Below are 14630 nucleotides of genomic sequence, written 5' to 3'. Positions count from 1 at the left end.
GGGGTCTGCGGCCGCCTTTTCATGGCGGGGTCCACGCCGTAGCATCGGCCCAGATATAATGGGAGGCAGGCATGTCGGGACGTAACGGGCTGATCAGCACGGCGGAACTCGCTGATATTCTCGGCCAGCCGAACCTGCGGCTGTTCGACTGCACGACCTACCTCGAACCCGCGCCTGAAGGCAGCAGCCTGCCCTATCTGGCCGTGCCCGGACGGCACACCTTCGAGGCCGGGCATATCCCGGGCGCGGATTTCCTCGACCTGCAAGCCGAGTTCTCCGATGAGGATACCGAGCTTCGCTTCATGATGCCCGGCGTCGCGCTGCTCTCGGCGGCGTTCGGCCGTCATGGCATCTCCAGCGACAGCGAGGTGGTGCTGTACAGCATCGGCACCCCGATGTGGGCGACGCGGTTCTGGTGGATGCTGACGTCGCTTGGATTTGAAAACACAGCCGTGCTCGACGGCGGCCTCGACAAATGGAAGCTCGAAGGCCGCGCGCTCGAGACCGGACCGGCGAAGGGCCACACACCCGCGACCTTCACCGCGAAACCGAAACCGGGATTTTTCGTCGACAAGCACGCGACGTTTGAGGCCACCACCGCGCGCAACACCGTCGTCGTCAACGCGCTCGGCCCGCAATTCCACAAGGGCCTCGAGCCGAGCCGCTACGGCCGGCCCGGCCGCGTCCCCGGCAGTTGCAACGTCTCGGCCGCGACGCTGCTCGATTCCGCCACCAAGGCGTTCATTCCGCTGGCGGAAGCGGAAACAAAATTCACCACGCAAGGCATCACCAGGGACAAGCGCGTGGTCGCCTATTGCGGCGGCGGCATCTCGGCCACGATCGACCTGTTTTTGCTGCATCGGCTCGGCTACCAAAATCTCACGCTCTATGACGGCTCGATGGGCGAATGGGCCAAGGATGCGTCGCTGCCGATCGAGACGGATTGACGAAACGCGTTCCACCCACCGTCGTCATACTCCGCGAAGGCGGAGTATCCAGTACGCCGTGGCTTATCGATTCAATCATGAACGTCTCTGGGATACTGGATCGTCCGCCCCAGTGCGCAATTGCGCACAAGGCGGACGATGACAACTGAATACGACCTCGTATTCTCGCGGCGCCACGCGCCCGAAGTTTTGCATTTCGTTGTCCCTCCTGAGAACAGAGGGCGCAGGGAAGACCGGGTGCGCGCTGCACCCGCGGTCTCGCGTGCTTGATGCACAAACAAATACTGCACACGAGCATACAGGTTCAGCGGAGAACACCCGGCCTTCCCTGCGCAATGGCTTTACGGCTTATACGCGTTCGCCCTGGTGACCGGCTTTCTTGCCACCATCATCAGCGAATTGCTCCGCTCACTTGACGCCAGCACCGGGGCGTCAGGCCCACACGACTTCACCGTACGCAACAGCAGCGTTCGTCTTCGCCGCTATCGCGTCCACCGCTACCCGCCCCCACGTCTGCGACGATGGCCTACGCCCCTCTGGTGGGACAGGATGGCGCGAGTCGTAAATCTGATTTGCGCGACGGGAAAAGCGAAATATTTTTATGCGAAGGGCTGGACAGACTTTGGTGATTTGCCCGTCGTGCCAATTTGTCGCGGGCCTTGTGGGTTGCCTCGTCGGGCAAATCAGTGCGTCCCAACAGGGATGGAGATGGCGCTGGCCGGCTCACGCCTTGCTTGTTGCAACGCACGCCTTCAGCGCGTCCTTGCCGCTGCGCGATCGGTCTTCGGCTGCTCTCCGAAGACCGTCTCGTCAACCAGGCGCCAATACGCTTCGACCACCTTGGTGTCCCCGGATGACAGTCCGCTCGTCACCTGCATTTCAGGACCGAATTCCGAAAGCGCGGCGGTAAGGCTGACCATCATATAGTGGAAAAGAATCGGATCGACCGCAGGAAGCAGACCTCGTTTCTGGGCCTCAATGATCTGAGGCAGCAACCGCGCCAGAAGCGGAGCCAGGACCGTTTCCGCCAGCCATTCCAGCCGCGGATTATTGGTCAAGGCTTCCTGGCGCATGAACCGATGAAATTCGGGAAACGCGACGGTATACCGAAACAGCGCCGTGTACTCCTGGCGCAGCCGCACCAGCGGCGACAATTCAGATCCTTCGGGCGGCAAAATATCCCACGCGGTCCGTATCTGCGCGAAAGCATGCTCGGCCGCGGCCCGCCAGAGAATGTCCTTGCTGCGATAATGATAGGTGATCAGTGGATGTTGCAGATCGAGCCGATCGGCGATAGCGCGAATGCTCGCGCCTTCAAATCCTCGCTCGGCAAATTCCGCGATGGCGGCATTGAGGATCGCCGCCCGCGTCTCGACCGAACGCTGTTGTTCGGCTCTCTTGCGCGGGCGCTCCCGGCGCCCGGCAGCCAGTTTCGTTTTCTTCGGCATCGGGCCTTCAGTTAACATAGCTCCCAACCGAACGCCACGCGGAGTGTTGAATGGCTCTTCATGAATGTATCACAGGCCGCTGGTTGGTCGGCACATGCCCCCTCAGGCGTGTTCGGCGGCGGGAGCGTTCACGTCTCGTCCGGAGCCGACCAGAGGTTTTTCTTCAGCCGGATAGCGATAGGGACCGAGCGAGAGTATCGCGCCGCTTGCGAGAAGCATGAACGCGCAAAACGTCCAGAGGGCGGGTTCGTAGGAATGCAGCCGCTCGAAAGCCAGGCCCATCATGTAGGGTCCGACAGCCGAACCGACGACAAAGCTGGCGAACAGGTATCCGTACAACTGACCGAAGCGTTTCATTCCGAAATATCGGGACGTCAGAAATCCAATCATGTCAATTTCGGTGCCGGATGCCAGACCGAGACTGATGATGCCCACGACCGGTGAAACAGCGCTGTCGAGCAAGTAGATTCCCAGGCACGGGAGCAGAAAAAAGAACGCTGCGACGAAAGGCGCGAAGATCCTGTCAACCAGATATCCGGATAGCAGGCGCCCAGCCATCGTGGAGAGGCCGACGGCAATCATCAGGGTCGCCGCCGCTTCAGGCGAATAGCCCTTGTCCGTCAAGAGCGGCACCGTGTGTACGACCAATCCTTGCGTCACGGTCGAAACCAGCAACAAGGCGGAAGCGATGAGCCAGAACCGCCGGCCGCCAAGTGCCTCCCGCACCTCGAGGTCGGGCGGCCGGTCTTCGGAGGCCGAAGATGGCGCGAGCACACTGTCGGCCGCAGTCTTTGCCTTCGGCTCGCGAATGAACAGAAATACGGCCGGAAAGGCCACCATCAGCGTGAGCAGGCCGAGACCGGCATAGGCTGCGCGCCAGCCGAGATTGCCGATGAGAAACTGGGTGTACTGGGGAATCAAGGCCGCTCCCAGACCGATCCCGCTCATCGTTATTCCCAGCGCCAGTCCTCGCCTGTCGTCAAACCAGGCAGAGACGCATTTTGCATAACCGAGCGGTCCCTGGCCTGATCCCAAGACGCCGGTGATCGCAAACAACAACATGAATACCACGATTGATTTCGGGGTCAGCGCAATGAGTGCGACGCTTGAAGCGCAAAGCACAGCGACCGGAAGCAGAACGGTCCGGACACCCCAGCGGTCCATCATCGATCCCACGAAGGGAATGGTGATCGCAGAGCAGATTGCGGCAATGCCTCCGGCGGCAGAGATGCTCGCGCGATCCCAGCCGAATTCCTGGTTCAGCGGTTTGATGAACAGGCCCAAGGTATACAGAATGACGGGTCCTTGAGCCACCAGCATCGACAGCGTCGCGCCGAACACGATCCACCATCTGCTTGCGAAAACTGTTCCTTGAGACATGTCTTCCCCCTCCCGCGCTTTTCGATCGACTTTGCTCAGTGCCCCGACTTCGCGAGAGCATCCCGGGCGGCTTCTTCCGCGTCGTGCTCGAATACCCACTTTCCCTGCGCCATCCATTCGTGCAGGCGCTCGGCCTTTTCCGAAGGGTTGTCATGCTCGGAGCGATAGAGTTTGCCCGCGGCGCGCGCGAGCGCCTGGACGCGGCTGGTCCGCCCCAGCCTGAGCGCCTCATACAGCTTCAGGCGGCCTGCGACGTCGGCGGCGGTACATCCCTCCAGAACAACCGCGAGTGTCATTGCATCTTCGATTGACTGACCAGCACCCTGGCCCACGTGGGGGACCATGGGATGTGCCGCATCGCCCATCAGCGTGATGCGGCCAGTCGACCAGTACGGTAACGGGGCGCGATCGTAGATTCCCCAACGAAAGGTCTCGTCGAGCGAATGGATGGTGTCCTGGACCGGCTTGTCCCAACCGGCATACTCGGCCGCCAGCGCCTTGAGGTCGCCTGGCGCAGACCAGGATTCCTCTGACTCGGTGTCGGTGGGAACGAAAGCCACCATGTTGATCAAGCGCCCGCCCGCGACGGGATAAAGCAGGAAACTCCGGCCGGACCCAAGCCAAAGCGCGGGGTCCGTGAGATCGCGGGCCCACGCGAGCCGCTCGGCGGGGATCAGTCCCCGGTAGGCCATGATTCCTTCGCTTGTCGGGCGACTGTGCAGCCCGATTTCGCGCTGGACGACGGAACGAATTCCGTCAGCACCGATCACGACGTCTGCGTCCGCAGCAACGCCGTTCGCAAACGAAAAGCGGACCCGATCGCCGTCTTCCTTAAGCTGGATGCACCGATGACCGAGATTGACCGTTCCTTTCGGTAGCGCGGCAAACAGCAGGTTCAGGAAATCAGCACGATGAACGTTGTACCCCTGACCACCATCCCGCGAAAATGCAGGCGTTGCCGGCCCCGCCGGGGTGGTGATCGCATCGCCCTGCGACGTGCGTAGCGTAATGTTGCTGATCGGTGAGCCGATCTTCCGCAACTGGTCATCGAGGCCGATGCGCTTCAGCAATCGGGCGGCATTTGGATGGAGCGAGACCCCGGCACCGATCTCCCTGACAACCTCGGCCTGCTCGAACACGGTGACATCGAGACCCCGCGCCCGAAGTGCGAGCGCAGCAGTCAGACCGCCAATACCGCCGCCGATGATTGCAACACGGACTGAACCAGGCATTTCCTTCAGACCTTTTCTATGCGCACCAACCACAAGCCGCGCGAGGGTACCGATTGGCTGCGATTATCCGCGGGACCTCCCGGCCGACATGCCACGGATGCGCTTTTCGTCATGCTCATGTGCAATTTTTGTTGCGCGGGCGAATTCCTCAATCATCGTCTCACGCATCGCAAACTTCTGGATCTTGCCGGTCACAGTGGACGGGAATTGCTCCACGAACCGGATGTAGCGAGGAATCTTGTAGTGTGAGATGCGATCCTGACAGAACTTGCGGATGCTTTCCTCGTCGAGGGTGGCGCCGGCTTTTGAAATGATCCAGGCACAGAGTTCTTCGCCGTACTTTGGGTCCGGTACGCCGAAAACCTGAACATCCTGAATATCCGGGTGCCGATACAGGTACTCTTCGATTTCACGGGGATAGACGTTCTCGCCACCGCGGATCACCATGTCCTTGATTCTTCCGACGATGCGGCAGTACCCATCGTCGTCGATGGTTGCCAGATCGCCCGTGTGCATCCAGCCCGCCGCATCGATGGCTTCCTTTGTCCGCTCCTCGTCCTTCCAGTAGCCGAGCATGACCGAGTATCCCCTCGTGCACAGCTCGCCGGCCTCTCCCCGCGGCACGACCCGGCCGTGGCGGTCGACAATCTTGACTTCGAGATGCGGCTGAATCCTTCCAACCGTCGAGACGCGCAGTTCGAGCGGATCGTCGCGACTGCTCTGGAAGCTGACGGGGCTGGTTTCGGTCATCCCATAGGCGATCGTTATTCCACCCATGTGCATGGCCGATGCGACTTCCTTCATGACCTCGATCGGGCATGGTGCGCCTGCCATGATCCCTCGCTGGAGCGAGCTCAGATCGAAGCGCGAGAATTCAGGATGGTTCAGTTGGGCGATGAACATCGTGGGTACCCCATAGAGTACGTCACAACGCTCTGCCTCGATGGTCTGCAGGGTGCTCAGCGGATCAAAGGAATCGGATGGGTAGACCATTGTCGCCGCATGGGTGACGCAGCCGAGGTTACCCATCACCATGCCGAAGCAGTGATATAGCGGCACCGGGATGCACACGCGAGAACCGGGTCCGATCCCGGTCGCTTCGCCCACGAAGAAGGCATTGTTGATCAGATTGTGGTGCGAAAGCGTTGCGCCCTTCGGCAATCCGGTGGTCCCGCTGGTGAACTGGATGTTGACGGCGTCGTCCATCTGGACCGCCGCCGACACGGATTCCAGTCTCGAGTTACCGGCCCGCTGGCCGTTCTCCAGTATCCAGTCGAACGACAGGCAGCCATCGCACTTGCCCGCGATTGCGATGACGTATCGCAGCTCCGGCAGGCACGCACTATGCAGTTCGTCGCCTCCGTTTCCCAATTCCGGGACAATCTCGCGGACCATTGCGATATAGTCGCTGGACTTGAACCGGGCAGCGGTTATCAACGCGCGACATCCCACCGATTGCAAGACGTGTTCCAGCTCGCTCAAGCGATAGGCGGGATTGATGTTGACCAGAATCAGGCCGGCTTTCGCCGTCGCAAATTGCGCGATCGTCCATTCCGCGCAGTTCGGTGACCAGATCCCGACCCGATCCCCCGGCTCCAGGCCGAGAGCCAGCAGCCCCGACGCGAATGCGTCAGAACGCGATTTGAGCTCGGCGTAGCTCCAGCGAATCTTCTGGTGCGCGACGACCAGTGCTTCACGCGTTCCATCGCTCGCGCTTACTTCGTCCAGAAGTGCGCCGATGGTCTTTCCGATCAGAGGCGGTCCACTGTTGCCATGTACGTAGCTTTCGCGTTGCACGAATACCTCCCGTCGATAACGAAATCCTGGGTAACCGCCGGCGCGCACCCAAACTTGCGCCGGTTCATTTTCCTTCGAATACGAGCGTTGGCGGTTCAATGTCCTTGTCGAAGGCGACCGCTGTGCTCGCGAAGCCGCGCTGGGCGTCGGCACCGTTGTAGAGCTCCATCGCGATATCGAGCATCACCAGATCCGCGGCGGCAACGCCTCCGCTCGACCAGGCCTTGAGCAGCGTGCGCGTCGCGGCGTACGACCTGGTCGGCCCGGTCGCGAGTTGTCCGACCAAGGCGGCCGCCGTTGCCGAAAGCTCGTTCTCGGGCACCACATGGGTCGCAATTCCGAACACACCGGCGTCGCGTCCGGAAATCGGCTCACCGAGCATGGCCAGACGCGTGGCGCGCGCCCGCCCGGCGCGTTCGGCAATCCGCTGCAAGGCGCCGGCGATCGGCAGCATCGCCGTCGTGACTTCGACGCAGCGAAGCGTCGCATTGTCGGCCGCGACCAGAAAATCGCACGCCAGCGCCAGCTCGAAGCCGCCGCCGAAGGCGATCCCCTGCACCACGGCCACCGTCGGTATCTTCAGCATTTCGATCGCGCGATAGGAGGCGTTTATTTCGGCGACAAACGTCCTGAACCAGTTGACGTCCTTTCCCGGCCATTCGCGCACCTCGCCGCCGAAGCTGAAGTGCGGCCCCTCGGCGCTGATAACAAGCACACGGATGTCGCTTGCGCTGGCCTGGTGCACGGCCACTCTCAACGCTTCCGTGAAGCGCAGGTCGAGCCGGTTAAAAGGCGGATTGGCCAGCACGATATTTCCAATGGCACCGTCTCGTTCAAATCGGATCGTTGTCATGGCAAATGCTCCTCCTTGAGCTTCAGGCCGCGCGCTGGTTGGCGGATGCGGGGATGAGCGGCAGCAGCAGATGTGATGGACGCTCGGCATCCCGATAGATCCGGTGGGTCACCGTCTGGCTGCTGCAGACGTGGTACGGAATGTATTCGACGTTGGTCATCGCCCCGGTGCCGGTCGGGACATCCATGGAGGTGATGTCGAGGCAGATCCGATGACCCGCCTTGAACTGGTTCGCCGTAGCGAGAATCTGTATCTGGTACTCGACCACTTCGCCCGGCTTCACGGGAGCTACCGCATCCTGCGTCAGCTTGTGGAACGGCTCCCACGGCTTCGAACGCTTCTCGTCGAGTGCCCGATAGGATGCCTTCAGCCAGCCTCGCGTCAGCTCCCGTTCGGGCAGCGTCGACGGAACATCGCGCTCACCCTCGCGTGCGGTCCGAACCGAGACGTCGGGCCCAACGTCCTTGAGCACGATAATCCAGTTGGTGTCTTCCTGATCGATTGCCGCGTATAGCGTCAGCGTGATCGGACCGGCGACGGTAACGTCGTGCGGCAGCGGATCGGTCATGTAGCGCAGCCGCTCGACCTTGGTCGTCCGCGTCACCGGCATCTGCGTGAAGACATCGGGCTCGCGCGCCGCAGCGCCGACCTCGGAGGCCGGTCGCGGCGGCTCGGTCGACAGCGTCTCCCAATGGGAGAGATAGTATTTGGTCCACTGCGTCTCCGGCAGCGGCCAATTCGCTCCGGTCCGCCACTCGTTGGCGCCCATCAGCCAGTAGCGCACCGGCGGCTCGTCCATGATGCCGGTGCTCTTCCCCTTCAGCCAATGGTCGTACCAGCGGATGATCTCGTCGTGGTGTTGATGGAACGGCCGCTCCAGGTGAGCCGGCCCGGTAAACAGCAGCTTCTTTGGCGAATCGACATTCCCGAAGTAGTGCTGTGCACCCAGCCAATGGAGCTTGTAGGTGTAAGCGTAGGCTCCCGAGCCGGTATAGAACGGTATCTTGATTTTCTTGAAGGTCTCTTCGGCGCGCTCGACGGTGCCAGCGAGCTCCCAGGGATGCGTCATCATGAGATACATGATGAAGGTGCGCTGACCCTTTTGCGTGAGGATGTTGAAGAGATTGATGTACTGCTTGTAGTCGGGATTCCGCATCGCCCGGCGCCAGAGTTCCTCCTCCGCGGCGGTAAGTTCTGCGGGCCGGTCGCGCGACTCGTGAACCGTACTGAAGACGTCGAGCAGATAAGGGAAGGAATGCAGGACGCCACCGGGATTGAAGTCGCGGAATCCGAACATGCCGCCATAGGCGCTGCAGGCATCGTATGGAAAAATGGCTTTCAGCGCCGGATGTCCCTGCGCCGCCGCGCGCCATTGTTCTCCGGCAAATCCGGAGATGCCGACCATTCCGACCTTGCCGTCTGACCAGGGCTGCTGCGTGATCCATTCGATCAGGTCGTAGTGGTCGGTGTCCTCGTGGCCGTAATGCCCTTCTGACTTGGCGGAGCCCCTGGGCTGCGCAATCACGTGAACGTAGCCGTTGGCGATGAAGCGCCGGGTGTCGCCCGCCTCGATGGGGCCGAACCAGAGCGGCGCATGTGCCGGCTGCGGCGGCAGGATATCCGCGATGTCGGGACCCTGGATGTCCTTGTTGTGCAGCGCCGACGCATACAGCACGGGGTATTTTCCCGGCGCATCCGGCCGATAGACGTCGACCGCGAGCCGCGTGCCGTCCCTCATGGCGACGTAAATGTCCCGCTCCTCGATCATCGCTCGTCTCCGCCCGTTTTTCGCGGCGCTGACTGCCGACTTCTTGCAATCGCGGCACCACACAGAAGGACTCATACCACTTTACTTTACGATCGTAAAGTATAATATTGATCACGACCGCGTGCGGTCGCACCGGATCGAATTCTCAACCCCTGCAAGGAGAGCTGAATATGGACGTCACGAGGTTTCTGCCCCTGCTTGGCCGCCTGCTTATCGGCCTGCCGTTTCTCATGAGCGGCGTTGGCAAGCTAACCGCCTATGGCGCAACGACGGCCTATATCGGCAGTGTCGGCTTGCCGCTTGCCCCGCTTGGCTGGGCGATTGCCGTTGCCTTCGAGATCGGCGGCGGTCTGCTGCTGGTGCTCGGTTTTCGTGCGCGAGCGGTCGCGTTCGGCATGGCCGTGTTCACGTTGGCAACGGCCATCTTCTTTCACCGGAATTTCGCCGATCAGAATCAGATGATCCATTTTCTCAAGAACCTCATGATCATCGGCGGCCTCTTGCAGATCGCGCATTTTGGCGCCGGACGCTTCAGCCTGGACGCGCGCGATCCGAAAAAAGTCGCGGGCGCGACGACATGAGGGACTGAATCCAGGCCGATGAATCAACCCTGGAAGAGCAACCGAGCGCGGCGCCGGCGAACATCGAACGCGCTCGGCAATGGGCCTTACGATGGCCCCTCAGGTGAGACAGGATGGCGGGAGTTGGTAAGGTGTTTCTACCCGACGACGGAAGCGGAATATTTTGTGCGAAGGGCATCACCCGATTCGCCGGAGCGTAGTGCCTGAATTGGCGGACACGGCACCGAGCCGAAGGAGCAGAACACACAGCAATCACCCGTCTTCGGCTTCACCTTTACGCCACAGCCTGTGCACTCATAGAAAAACTGACAGGCATCGGTCGGCATTGTCTCCGCTTTCGCGACGGCGCAGTGCGGACAAGTGATGGTCGATTGAAGCAGCATCCAATTAACTCTTGGGTGCCGATGGATAACCAGCCTTGGTGGTCGCCGACGTCAGCTGGTTCACATCGGCTTTGTCGTCGTCGTAAATGATCGTGGCCGTCCTGTCCTTGTAAGACACCGCGACGCTGGCAACACCCGGGACGGCTTCCAGACTACCCTTGACGATGGAAGGGCAGGCCGCGCAATCCATATTTTTTACGGCCAGCGTAAGGGTTTTCTCTGCTGCCATCACCGATGACGATGCGATGATGCCGAGGGCAAGAGCCGCAAGGGCCGGAAGCTGCCTGTTCATGGGGAATTCTCCGGTCACGAGTTGAGAAAGAGCGGCGCGACGAAGTCGAGGCCGAGCGCGGCGATAACGAGGATCGTTGCGAGGATGAGGCTTGTCTTGACGATGCGGTTCGGCAGCGGGCGCGCGCAGGCTTCGCCGTCGGTACAGGCGCGCATTGAGGAGCGGTAAACCAGCCAATAGCCGTAACCCAGGAACGCAAGCGTCGCGGCGATGAAGTACGGCTGATAGGCGGCAAGCCGGGTGAAATTCCCAATCCATGCCCCACTGACCCCGAGGCCAAACAGGGCGAGGGGCAAGATGCAGCACGACGAGGCCGCGAGCGCCCCAAGCAGGCCTCCCGCCGCCATAAGACTTTGCCGCAGCCGGTTGTCGCCAATGTGAACGGCTTGATTGATCGTCATGGGCTAAGCCATGCATCCTGTAGCCACTACAGGATCAAGGACTATTTCATGCGCATCATCACGCCTTCGGGAGCCGAAAGCTTCTCGATCGGTGAATTGTCCAAGCATAGCGGCGTGAACATCGAGACCATCCGCTATTACGAGCGCATCAAAATGCTGCCGCCGCCGCCGCGCACGGCGAGCGGGCGGCGAGTCTATGGGCCAGCCGAAAAGCGGACGTTGGCTTTCATCCGGCGTTCCCGTGAACTCGGGTTTCCACTTGAGGAAATTCGAGCCCTGCTGGCCTTGGGAGGGTCAGAACGTGCGTCGTGCGCCGACGTGCACAAGATAGCGAGCGCCCATCTCGCGAGCGTTCGCAGCAAGCTCTCCGACCTCATCAAGCTCGAAGCTATCCTGGCGGAAACCGTCGCCCAATGCACTGATGGCGCTACCCCCGACTGCCCGGTGCTCGATATTCTGGATGCCGGTCGGCAAGGCTAGACATCGAATGAGGTTGGCCGCTTCCGGTATTGGCAGCACTTAGTGGACATCACGCTGCGTGGCCCAATGTCTGCTGCCGGCGGCAAAGCAGACAGCCCGTATGGCGTGTCGCAACGTGTGCGCCGTGATCCACGGTCGGGGTTACACCTTTTCACTTGACCCATTCCGGTCGATACGGTGTGGCTCCATTCCAGCGGAGCAGCAGGCCGGGAGGTAACGTGGCAGATCGGAAAGCAGGCATCATCGGGCTGGGCATCATGGGTGGTGCGATGGCCCGCAACCTGGTCGAACGCGGCTGGGTCGTCATTGGATTCGACACCGATCCGTCGCGCCGCAACGAGCTTGCGCTTGCCGGCGTGACCATCGTCGACGGCGCGCGCGCCGTCGCATCCCAAACCTCGATGATCATCACCAGCCTGCCCAACGCCGATGCCGCCAATGCCGTCGCGACGGAAATTGCCGCGTGCGGCCCACCTGCGCGCATCGTCGTCGAAACCAGCACGCTCACCATCGCCGACAAGCAGCACTTCAAGGCCATTCTCGAGCCCGCAGGTCATATTGCGCTCGACTGTCCGCTCAGCGGCACCGGCGCGCAGGCCGCGGTCCGCGACCTCGTCGTCTATGCGAGCGGCGACAAGCCCGCGATCGCGCGATGTGCCGGCCTGTTTGCAGACTTTGCCAAGCAGAGCGCCGATCTCGGCGACTACGGCAACGGCAGCCGGATGAAATTCGTCGCCAACCACCTGGTCGCCATCCACAACGTGGCCTCGGCCGAAGCAATGCTGCTGGCCGAGCGGGCCGGCCTCGATCTGAACCAGGTCATCGAGATGGTCGCGCCTGGCGCGGGCGGATCGCGGATGTTCCAGATGCGGGCGCCGATGATGGCCAAGCGCAGCTACGAGCCAGCGACGATGCGAATCTCGACCTGGAAAAAGGACATGGCCATCATCGCCGAGTTCGCCGGCGAACTCGGCTGCGAAACGCCGCTGTTTACGCTGACGCAGCCGGTTTACACGCAGGCGATGGCGATGGGACTGGGCCATCAGGACACCGCCGCCGTGTTCGAGGTGTTGAAGGCAAACAACGAAGCCAGCGACTGACGCGACGGCTTCTCTGCAGTTCGCGCCGTTACCCGGTTCAGCGTACCGGCTTTTCGCGCGACGGCGGTGCCGTGATCTCGAAGTCGAACCCGTTATTGAACGGCTCATGGGCCAATTCGAAGTGCCACCATTCCCTGAAATAGGGACGAAAGCCGGCCTCCCGCATGGTGGCTTTCAGCATCTGGCGGTTGGCTGACGCGATGACGCCGACGCGCGGGTTCGACGTGGTGCCGAGCACATCCAGGCAATCATAGCCGGTGCCGAAATCGATCGTGCCGTCCACGAACCGCTCTGGCGCGGTACACGGCTTGAGCGGCGGAAGCGCGCCCGGCTGCGGTGCCATAGAAAACGAGGATGGCACGATGCCAAGATCCACGGTGCTGCCGCGCGAATGCGCCGAGCGGACCGCGAGATAGCCCAGCGCGAACAGGCTTTGCTTGTCGGTGCGCGGATAGAACTCGGTCTTCATCTCGGTGCGGGCCGGATCCCTGCTCCAGCGCAAAAAGTCATCGACCGCCCGCTTCGGCCGATAGCAATCCCAGACGATCAACGAGAGAGCTTTCGCGGCCAGCTTGTTCTGCACCGCCTTCAGCGCACGGGCGGCGGGCTCGCTCAGGATGCATTCGGCGGCGAGATAGCCCTTGATCGGCCGGCCCACGAAATTGTGCGATCCGGCATAGCGAATGTCCTGAACGATGGTGGGGTCAACCTCGCGCATATAGACGAACCCCCTGGGCAAAGCAGCGCCCGCCCAGGCCGCAACCGGCAGCAGCAGCGTTATCAGGGCTGCGCAGGTCCGTATCGGCATGTTGCGGCGCTCGTTGTGTGGCATCGTGTTCGCTCACGCCACCGTCAGAGCGGACCGAGGATGGCCCATCGGGAATCGCAGAATTCCTTCACGGCCGTGGCGACACCGTGGCTGACGACGTTGCGGTGTTCGTCGGAGTCCATTTTCAGCTCTTCTTCGCGGTTGATGATCGAGCCCGACTCGAGCAGGACCGCCGCCATTTTGGTTTTTCTCAAGACGATGAGCTGATCGTAGCTGTAGACGCCGGTCTCCTTGTTCAGCAGCGGGTGCTGAAACCGGCCCATGATCGGCTGGCTGTATTGTTTGGCATAGGTGAGCCCCTGCGCCTTCATTTCCCTGGCGAGCAGTTCGGCGAAGGCAAGACTGGTCTGAAAATCCGGATTGTCGCGGGAGACGAAGACCGAATAGCCGCTGAAGCGGTCGCTGTAGTGGCGCTTCTGGCCTTCGAATTCCCAGTCCTCGAGGAATTTGTCGGGCACGGAGTCGTGGTGGATCGACAACAAGAGATTGGGCGCCAGATTGTTGGCGGCGTTGACCCGGGTGACGAGGCTGCGCCTCGCCTTGCCCTCGGTCACGAGCAACCGGGTGCCGGCAAAGCCGTCGGCCTTCAGTTGCGCCTCGATCCGCTTTGCCAGCCGCAGGTTGAAGACAAACTCGGCGACATTGCGGGCGCTGATGGCGCCTTCCGATTCGGCGGTATGCCCGACATCGATGACGATGCGGAATTTTGGCGGCTCGCACCGTGTGGTGACCGGTTTCGCGGCAGCCGGATTCGGGGCGGCCGGTTTGGCGACGGCAAGTTTTTCAGCGCGGGGTTTTGGCGATGGCGCAGGTTTCGCCGGCTTGGCCCGTCTCGGCTCCGCGGCCTGCTTTGGCGCGACGGAATGCTTTGGCGGCTTGTTGGATTTCGAGCCCTTGAAGATATCCGAAAGCCAGCCGGCGTCGCTCGCCTCGATCGGCAGAAGCAGCAAGGCGGCCGTAGCAGTGACGATGATGCGACGGCCGCGATGGCCGCCCAAGCCTGCCCCGGCTGATTTTCGCACGACCGACAGCAATTCCTGCTTCCCCGGAGTGATTCCCTGTCCGCGTTGTCAGCATGGCGACACCGGACGCTTTTTAACAGCGACTATCGGCCGCGAGCCAACAGAAATTGGCGGCGG

The 14630-nt window shown here is 61.6% G+C and carries 15 protein-coding genes; 4 read left to right on the top strand and 11 right to left on the bottom strand.

Annotation, left to right across the window (positions count from 1 at the left end; all coding sequences use genetic code 11):
• Window positions 1–71: 71 nt before the first annotated feature.
• The gene (locus tag BLR13_RS19355; RefSeq protein ID WP_074820509.1) at window positions 72–947 is read left to right on the top strand and encodes a sulfurtransferase; all 876 of its coding nucleotides are present in this window, start codon (window positions 72–74) and stop codon (window positions 945–947) included.
• Between the two features lie 752 nt (window positions 948–1699).
• Here BLR13_RS19355 and BLR13_RS19350 read toward each other — a convergent pair.
• The 6 genes from BLR13_RS19350 to BLR13_RS19325 all read right to left on the bottom strand — a co-directional run bounded on the left by BLR13_RS19350 (window position 1700) and on the right by BLR13_RS19325 (window position 9425).
• A complete protein-coding gene (locus tag BLR13_RS19350) occupies window positions 1700–2395 on the bottom strand; it encodes a TetR/AcrR family transcriptional regulator (RefSeq protein ID WP_074820512.1) in 696 nt (231 codons plus the stop codon).
• A gap of 102 nt (window positions 2396–2497) precedes the next feature.
• Window positions 2498–3892 carry an MFS transporter gene (locus tag BLR13_RS19345; RefSeq protein ID WP_079586151.1) on the bottom strand — a complete coding sequence of 465 codons (1395 nt, stop codon included), beginning with the start codon at window positions 3890–3892 and terminating at the stop codon, window positions 2498–2500.
• The gene (locus BLR13_RS19340) at window positions 3811–5007 is read right to left on the bottom strand and encodes an FAD-dependent monooxygenase (protein WP_074820515.1); all 1197 of its coding nucleotides are present in this window, start codon (window positions 5005–5007) and stop codon (window positions 3811–3813) included. Before BLR13_RS19340 ends, BLR13_RS19345 begins: the two co-directional genes overlap by 82 nt.
• A 63-nt stretch (window positions 5008–5070) precedes the next feature.
• A complete protein-coding gene (locus BLR13_RS19335) occupies window positions 5071–6804 on the bottom strand; it encodes an AMP-binding protein (protein WP_079586152.1) in 1734 nt (577 codons plus the stop codon).
• A gap of 64 nt (window positions 6805–6868) precedes the next feature.
• Window positions 6869–7657, bottom strand: a complete 789-nt coding sequence (locus tag BLR13_RS19330; RefSeq protein ID WP_074820518.1) for an enoyl-CoA hydratase/isomerase family protein — start codon at window positions 7655–7657, stop codon at window positions 6869–6871.
• Between the two features lie 22 nt (window positions 7658–7679).
• On the bottom strand, window positions 7680–9425 hold the full coding sequence (locus tag BLR13_RS19325; RefSeq protein ID WP_074820520.1) for a CocE/NonD family hydrolase: 1746 nt from the start codon (window positions 9423–9425) through the stop codon (window positions 7680–7682).
• A 170-nt stretch (window positions 9426–9595) separates the two neighbouring features.
• Between BLR13_RS19325 and BLR13_RS19320 the strand changes: the two genes are divergently transcribed.
• Window positions 9596–10006, top strand: a complete 411-nt coding sequence (locus BLR13_RS19320; RefSeq protein WP_074820522.1) for a DoxX family protein — start codon at window positions 9596–9598, stop codon at window positions 10004–10006.
• Between the two features lie 137 nt (window positions 10007–10143).
• Here BLR13_RS19320 and BLR13_RS41765 read toward each other — a convergent pair whose 3' ends face one another.
• From BLR13_RS41765 to BLR13_RS19305, 3 genes are read right to left on the bottom strand one after another with little or no spacing between them, the layout of a single operon-like run.
• A complete protein-coding gene (locus BLR13_RS41765; RefSeq protein ID WP_074820524.1) occupies window positions 10144–10389 on the bottom strand; it encodes a GDCCVxC domain-containing (seleno)protein in 246 nt (81 codons plus the stop codon).
• A gap of 4 nt (window positions 10390–10393) precedes the next feature.
• Window positions 10394–10681 carry a cation transporter gene (locus tag BLR13_RS19310; protein ID WP_074820526.1) on the bottom strand — a complete coding sequence of 96 codons (288 nt, stop codon included), beginning with the start codon at window positions 10679–10681 and terminating at the stop codon, window positions 10394–10396.
• 14 nt (window positions 10682–10695) lie between these two features.
• A complete protein-coding gene (locus tag BLR13_RS19305) occupies window positions 10696–11082 on the bottom strand; it encodes a mercuric transporter MerT family protein (RefSeq protein WP_074820528.1) in 387 nt (128 codons plus the stop codon).
• 48 nt (window positions 11083–11130) lie between these two features.
• On the opposite strand from BLR13_RS19305, the gene BLR13_RS19300 reads away from it, so the two are divergent.
• Together BLR13_RS19300 and BLR13_RS19295 are read left to right on the top strand one after the other, a co-directional pair.
• Window positions 11131–11562: a MerR family transcriptional regulator gene (locus BLR13_RS19300; RefSeq protein ID WP_074820530.1), complete on the top strand. Its 432-nt coding sequence runs from the start codon at window positions 11131–11133 to the stop codon at window positions 11560–11562.
• Window positions 11563–11741: 179 nt separating this feature from the next.
• Window positions 11742–12662, top strand: coding sequence for an NAD(P)-dependent oxidoreductase (locus BLR13_RS19295; RefSeq protein ID WP_283806902.1), 921 nt, complete (start codon window positions 11742–11744; stop codon window positions 12660–12662).
• Between the two features lie 37 nt (window positions 12663–12699).
• Here the strand turns inward: BLR13_RS19295 and BLR13_RS19290 are convergent, their stop codons facing one another.
• Window positions 12700–13494: a M15 family metallopeptidase gene (locus tag BLR13_RS19290; protein ID WP_244525210.1), complete on the bottom strand. Its 795-nt coding sequence runs from the start codon at window positions 13492–13494 to the stop codon at window positions 12700–12702.
• A gap of 20 nt (window positions 13495–13514) precedes the next feature.
• On the bottom strand, window positions 13515–14513 hold the full coding sequence (locus tag BLR13_RS19285; protein WP_244525209.1) for an N-acetylmuramoyl-L-alanine amidase family protein: 999 nt from the start codon (window positions 14511–14513) through the stop codon (window positions 13515–13517).
• Window positions 14514–14630: the final 117 nt, after the last annotated feature.

This window comes from Bradyrhizobium ottawaense, assembly GCF_900099825.1.
GTDB classification, from domain to species: domain Bacteria; phylum Pseudomonadota; class Alphaproteobacteria; order Rhizobiales; family Xanthobacteraceae; genus Bradyrhizobium; species Bradyrhizobium ottawaense_A.
This window is presented reverse-complemented; position numbering and strand designations above follow the sequence as displayed.

What these genes read in the sequence shown, in the direction of transcription:
- BLR13_RS19350 (WP_074820512.1), bottom strand. Translation starts at nt 2,395, where the DNA reads ATGCCGAAGAAAACGAAACTGGCTGCCGGGCGCCGGGAGCGCCCGCGC.
- BLR13_RS41765 (WP_074820524.1), bottom strand. Translation starts at nt 10,389, where the DNA reads ATGCTGCTTCAATCGACCATCACTTGTCCGCACTGCGCCGTCGCGAAA.
- BLR13_RS19355 (WP_074820509.1), top strand. Translation starts at nt 72, where the DNA reads ATGTCGGGACGTAACGGGCTGATCAGCACGGCGGAACTCGCTGATATT.
- BLR13_RS19330 (WP_074820518.1), bottom strand. Translation starts at nt 7,657, where the DNA reads ATGACAACGATCCGATTTGAACGAGACGGTGCCATTGGAAATATCGTG.
- BLR13_RS19310 (WP_074820526.1), bottom strand. Translation starts at nt 10,681, where the DNA reads ATGAACAGGCAGCTTCCGGCCCTTGCGGCTCTTGCCCTCGGCATCATC.
- BLR13_RS19345 (WP_079586151.1), bottom strand. Translation starts at nt 3,892, where the DNA reads ATGGATGGCGCAGGGAAAGTGGGTATTCGAGCACGACGCGGAAGAAGC.
- BLR13_RS19340 (WP_074820515.1), bottom strand. Translation starts at nt 5,007, where the DNA reads ATGCCTGGTTCAGTCCGTGTTGCAATCATCGGCGGCGGTATTGGCGGT.
- BLR13_RS19305 (WP_074820528.1), bottom strand. Translation starts at nt 11,082, where the DNA reads ATGACGATCAATCAAGCCGTTCACATTGGCGACAACCGGCTGCGGCAA.
- BLR13_RS19290 (WP_244525210.1), bottom strand. Translation starts at nt 13,494, where the DNA reads ATGCCACACAACGAGCGCCGCAACATGCCGATACGGACCTGCGCAGCC.
- BLR13_RS19300 (WP_074820530.1), top strand. Translation starts at nt 11,131, where the DNA reads ATGCGCATCATCACGCCTTCGGGAGCCGAAAGCTTCTCGATCGGTGAA.
- BLR13_RS19325 (WP_074820520.1), bottom strand. Translation starts at nt 9,425, where the DNA reads ATGATCGAGGAGCGGGACATTTACGTCGCCATGAGGGACGGCACGCGG.
- BLR13_RS19320 (WP_074820522.1), top strand. Translation starts at nt 9,596, where the DNA reads ATGGACGTCACGAGGTTTCTGCCCCTGCTTGGCCGCCTGCTTATCGGC.